This window comes from Nocardiopsis sp. TNDT3, assembly GCF_003427465.1.
Taxonomy (GTDB): domain Bacteria; phylum Actinomycetota; class Actinomycetes; order Streptosporangiales; family Streptosporangiaceae; genus Nocardiopsis; species Nocardiopsis dassonvillei.
Map to the genome: position 1 here is coordinate 1 of NZ_QPFC01000804.1, position 4,275 is coordinate 4,275.

Consider the following 4,275-nt stretch of genomic DNA (forward strand, 5'->3'; position numbering starts at 1 on the left):
ATTCTCCTGCCCTCAGGCAGGAGAGGAAGTCAAGTGGTGTGTCCTTCTTCCCGGTTAGCGGCCGAAGACCTTCGTGAAACCGACCATGCGTTCGGTGGCGAAGGCGACCGCGACGCTGAGCACCAGGAGCAGCACGCTGACCGCCGCGACCACCGGGTCGAACGAGGACTGGACGTAGTTGAGCATCTCCACCGGCAGCGTCGCCACGCCCGGGCCGGTGAGCAGCAGGGACAGGGGAACGTTGTTCAGGGAGGTGATGAAGGCCAGGATGGTGGCGGACAGGATGCCCGGCGCCATGACCGGCAGGGTCACGGTGAAGAAGGCCCGCACCGGCCCGGCCCCCAGCCCCCGGGCGGCCTCCTCCAGGCGCGCGTCGGCCAGCGACAGCGAGGCGCCCACCACGCGGACGGTGTAGGGCAGCAGCAGGACGGTGTGCCCGACGATCAGCGCGCCCAGCGCGGTGACGCGCATGCCCACCATGAGCTGCTGGAACAGGGCCAGGCTCAGGACGAGTTCGGGGACCACGATCGGGGCGAAGAAGAGGTTCTCCATCACCCTGCGCCCGCGCGGGTTGCCCCGGTGCAGGGCCAGGGTCGCCGGAACGCCCAGGAGCAGGGCGATCGCGGTGGAGGCCAGCGCCACGGCGACGCTGGTGCCGAAGGAGTCGACGAAGGGCCCGTAGTCCAGGGCGGCGGCGAACCAGCGCAGGGACAGGCCCTCGGGCGGGAAGGCCAGGGTGCTCCCGGCGGTGAAGGCGACCCCGACCAGGATCACCACGGGGCCGAGCATGAGGACGAAGGCCGCCGCCGCGAGCAGCGACAGGAAGGGGCGTCTCAGGATCATGACGTGGTGCTCCCGATCTTGCCGAGCCGGCCGGACAGCGCGCTGACCGCCAGCACGAGCACCGTCATCACCAGGGCGACGGCGCTGGCGGAGGGCCAGTCGAGGCTGACGTTGACCCGGCTGTAGAGCAGGGTGGACAGAAGGCGTTCGCGCGGCCCGCCGAGCAGCTGGGGCGTGGTGAAGGCGGTGACCGCGCCCGCGAAGACGAGCGTGCAGCCCACCAGCACCCCGGGCAGGGCGAGCGGGAAGACCACGGTGCGGAAGGCCCGGCCGGGCGAGGCGCCCAGCCCGCGGGCGGCGTCCTCCAGGCGGTGGTCCTGCTGGGCGAGGCTGGAGTAGGAGGACAGGATCATCAGCGGCAGGAAGAGCTGGACCAGGCCGAGCACGATGGCGGTCTCGGTGTAGAGCAGCTGGACCCGGCCCATGCCCAGGGCCTCGCTGATGCCGCTGATGAGGCCGTTGCCGCCCAGGACCATGATCCAGCCGTAGGTGCGCACGACGGTGTTGAGCAGCAGCGGGAAGATCGCCAGGGCCAGGAGGCGGCCGGGCCAGCGGCCGGGGGCCCGGGAGATGAGGTAGGCCACCGGGAAGCCCATGAGCAGGCACAGCGCGGTGGTCACCACGGCCACGCGGACGGTGCGCGCGACCACGGGGAGCAGGTAGGGGTCGGTGAGCAGGCCGCCCGTCTCGCGCGCGACCGTGGCGGGGTCGCCGTCGGGCGGCCAGGCCAGGGTGGCCACGACCGGGTAGCAGAAGGCGAACAGGACCACGGCCAGCCCCGGGACCAGCAGGACCGTGACGGGTGGTCGTGGGAGGCGGCCGCGGCGCGGAGCGGCCGCGTCGGCGCCGACGGTGGGTGACGGGCGGGGCAATTCCACTCCCGGTCGCTGTCGAGGGGACGGTCTGGGTTCGGCACGGCGCCCGAGCTGCGCGATGCCGTGTCTACGCGAGGATTCGCCTGCACGATGCCTGATCTGAACAGCGCTTCATCTGCAAAAACATCTGCAAGCGCTTGCACAAGCGCTTGCACACCGTAGCCTGTGTCGGGGACATGAGCCAACCCCCGGGTCGCGAGTGTGACAGGGGGCACCACCGGGCGTGAGGAGCTGCAATGGCGAGTCTGGACGACGTGGCCAGGGAGGCCGGCGTGTCGGCGTCCACCGTTTCGCGGGCCCTGTCGCGGCCGTCCATGGTCTCCGAGCCCACCCTGGTCAGGGTCCGCGCCGCCGCGGAGAGACTGGGCTTTCGGGCCAACCCCGCCGCGCGGGCGCTGACCACGGGTCGCAGCGGTTTCTTCGCCCTGCTCGTCCCCGACCTGGACAACCCCTTCTACTCCACCACCGCCACCGCCGCGCAGGAGCTGGCGGGCAGGAGCGGGCGCCGGGTGATCATCGCCGTCACCGGGGGCGACGCGGCCCGCGAGGCCGAGGTGCTCGGCGAACTGGAGAGCCAGGTGGACGGATTCGCGCTCCAGTCACCAGTGGGCTCGGCCGCCGACCTGAAGGAGGCGCACCGGCGCAAGCCGCTGGTGGTGATCAACCGCCGCGTGCCCGGACTGACCTCGTTCACGGTGGACACCCCCGGCGGTCTGGGCACCGTCTACGACCGCCTGGTGGAGCTGGGGCACCGCGACGTCGCCTACCTGGCGGGGCCGCCCAGTTCGTGGATGGACCGGCGCAGGCGCGAGGAGCTGGTGGAGCACGCCGCCCGGTCCCGGCTGCGGGTGCGGGTCTTCGGGCCCGTGCGACCGGCCTTCGCGGAGGGGGCCGCGGCGGCGCGGGAGATCGTGGACTCGGGCTGCACGGCGATGCTGGTCTACAACAGCCTGTTGCTGCTGGGAGCCATGTTCGAGTTCGGCCGCATTGGGGTGCGGGTGCCCGAGGACATCAGCGTGGCCGCGGCCGACGACATCGCCCTGGCCGACCTGCCGGGGCCGCCGATCTCGGCGGTGCTGGCCCCGGCCGACGAGCTGGGCCGCGCGGCGGTGTCGGCGCTGGTCGAGCTGGTCGACGGGCCCGCGGGGACCCGCCCCCGGGGGCGCAGGCTGCCCACCGAGGTGCGGATCACCGACTCCCTCGCGCCGCCGCGCCCGGCACTCGGCTGAGGGACGTCCGGCCGTTCCGTGTTCACCGGCCGTCCTGCCGTGAGCCGGGGTGGCGGGAGTCCGTGTGCCGGAAGCCGGGCGTCGATGGCGCAGGCGTCCCTCGGCGGACCGCGGCCGGTCGGGGGCCGGGGGTCGGCGTCGGTAGCCGCGCGGCCCCCGCCCGTTCACCGGGAAAGCCGGGCGAGAGCGCGCCCCCGTACGGAATCCTGGGCGGGACGGAGCAGTGATCGGCCTGAGCGCAGGAGACGACTGTGGACAGATCAGTTCTGGTGACCGGCGGGACCCGGGGCATCGGACTCGGTATCGCCAAGGGGTTCGCCGAGGCCGGGGACCGGGTGGTGATCGTCGGGCGCGACGAGGCCAGGGCGCGCGAGGCCGCCCGGGGCGTCCCGGGGGCGGAGTGGGTGGTCGGCGACGTGGCCGGGGCCGAGGACTGCGAACGCGTCGTGGAGCAGGCCGTGCGGCGCACCGGCGGCCTGGACGTGGTCTGCGCCAACGCCGGGATCTTCCCCTCGTCCCCGCTGGTGTCGATGGACCCCGGCGAACTCGACCGGGTCGTGGACACCAACGTCAAGGGCACCGTGCTGACGGTGCGCGCCGCGGTGGAGGCCCTGACCGCCTCCGGGCGGGGGCGGGTGGTCATCACCTCCTCCATCACCGGACCGCTGACCGGATACGCGGGCTGGTCCCACTACGGAGCCACCAAGGCCGCCCAGCTGGGGTTCATGCGCAGCGCCGCCCTGGAGCTCGCGCCCCGGGGCATCACCGTCAACGCGGTGCTGCCGGGGAACGTGCGCACCGAGGGCCTGGAGGAGTTGGGGCCGGACTACCTGGAGCGCATGCGCGCGGCGATCCCGCTGGGACGCATCGGCGAGGTGGAGGACATCGCCGCGGCCTGCCTGTTCCTGGCCGGTCCCGGAGCCTCCTTCATCACCGGGCAGACCATCGTGGTCGACGGGGGCCAGGTGCTGCCCGAGGACGGCCGGGCCTTCGGCGGTTCGGAATGAGAGGTGTGGGATTCAGGTGGAGCAAGGCGTTGGGAACCATGGCCTTTACGACGTAGATTCATAGGATCGCCCGGGCGCGCCGCACCCCGCGCGCTCGGGCGCTTCGCTCCCCCGGCCCCCGGGGCGTGCGTCCCCGGGGGTCAGTCGGACTCCCGGCGCCCGCGGATCCCGTCGAGGAGGAAGGCGGTGCGGCGGTCGTAGTCCTCCCGCGGCGGGCGGGTCCCGTGCTTGAGGGCGAGCGCGGTGTCCACGACGAGCGCGTGGAGGTCGTCCGCCTCGAACGCGGGACGCAGCGCGCCGCAGGCCCGGCCCGCCGCGACC

At 73.3% G+C, this 4,275-nt stretch carries 4 protein-coding genes and 1 pseudogene; 2 read left to right on the forward strand and 3 right to left on the reverse strand.

The genetic code is table 11. From position 1 onward, the window contains the following. Positions 1 to 54: 54 nt before the first annotated feature. Positions 55 to 843, reverse strand: coding sequence for an ABC transporter permease (locus DQW06_RS19680; protein ID WP_013152957.1), 789 nt, complete (start codon positions 841 to 843; stop codon positions 55 to 57). Then, positions 840 to 1,721: an ABC transporter permease gene (locus tag DQW06_RS19685; RefSeq protein WP_232051660.1), complete on the reverse strand. Its 882-nt coding sequence runs from the start codon at positions 1,719 to 1,721 to the stop codon at positions 840 to 842. The genes DQW06_RS19680 and DQW06_RS19685 overlap by 4 nt, the downstream gene beginning before the upstream one ends. A gap of 233 nt (positions 1,722 to 1,954) precedes the next feature. Here DQW06_RS19685 and DQW06_RS19690 point away from each other — a divergent pair, with 233 nt between their 5' ends. Further along, entirely contained in the window at positions 1,955 to 2,947 is a 993-nt protein-coding gene (locus tag DQW06_RS19690; protein WP_117199077.1) for a LacI family DNA-binding transcriptional regulator, read from the forward strand. A gap of 251 nt (positions 2,948 to 3,198) precedes the next feature. Next, entirely contained in the window at positions 3,199 to 3,954 is a 756-nt protein-coding gene (fabG, locus tag DQW06_RS19695) for a 3-oxoacyl-ACP reductase FabG (protein WP_117199078.1), read from the forward strand. A gap of 140 nt (positions 3,955 to 4,094) precedes the next feature. Here fabG and DQW06_RS19700 read toward each other — a convergent pair. Beyond that, positions 4,095 to 4,275: pseudogene (locus DQW06_RS19700) on the reverse strand (TetR/AcrR family transcriptional regulator); the annotation flags it as partial.

Excerpts from the sequence above, each read along its gene's own strand:
- DQW06_RS19680 (WP_013152957.1), bottom strand. The coding sequence starts at position 843 with ATGATCCTGAGACGCCCCTTCCTGTCGCTGCTCGCGGCGGCGGCCTTC.
- DQW06_RS19690 (WP_117199077.1), top strand. The coding sequence starts at position 1,955 with ATGGCGAGTCTGGACGACGTGGCCAGGGAGGCCGGCGTGTCGGCGTCC.